Origin of the sequence: Vogesella mureinivorans, from assembly GCF_007644035.1 — a bacterium.
Taxonomy (GTDB): domain Bacteria; phylum Pseudomonadota; class Gammaproteobacteria; order Burkholderiales; family Chromobacteriaceae; genus Vogesella; species Vogesella mureinivorans.
In genome coordinates this window covers 1-423 of sequence record NZ_VMTV02000015.1, presented here as the reverse complement: position 1 = coordinate 423, position 423 = coordinate 1, and the positions used below count along the sequence as shown (strand labels likewise).

Genomic DNA, 423 nt, shown 5'->3' with positions numbered 1-423 from the left:
AACGCCCCCTCCAAGAAAGTTGACAAGGCGCCGCGGCTTTCCGCGAACGACTGGGCCCAGGGTGCCCTGGACCTGATCGCCGAGCAGGGCGTTGCCGCGGTGGCCGTCGAGCCGCTGGCGCGTCGACTGGGCGTTACCAAGGGCAGCTTCTACTGGCACTTCCCTTCACGGGAGGCGCTGCTGCGGGCGGCCCTGGAGCGCTGGGAGCAGCGCGAATTGGAGGAAGTCTTCGCCCAGCTCGAAGGCATCGAGGACCCGCGCAGCCGCCTGGAGCAGCTGTTCCGCCTCGTCGGCACCCAGACCGCTTCGCATGCCATCTATTCCGAGCTGTTGAAGGCCATGGACCATGCGGTGGTGCAGCCGGTGATGCAGCGCGTCTCAGCGCGCCGCATGGACTGGCTGACGCTGGCCTACCGCCAGGTG

1 protein-coding gene is annotated in these 423 nt (G+C 68.1%); it reads left to right on the top strand.

Going from position 1 to position 423, the window contains the following annotated elements; all coding sequences use genetic code 11:
• Window positions 1-423 (top strand): TetR/AcrR family transcriptional regulator (locus FLQ44_RS00430; protein WP_147692580.1); only part of this gene is annotated, 423 nt, incomplete at both ends.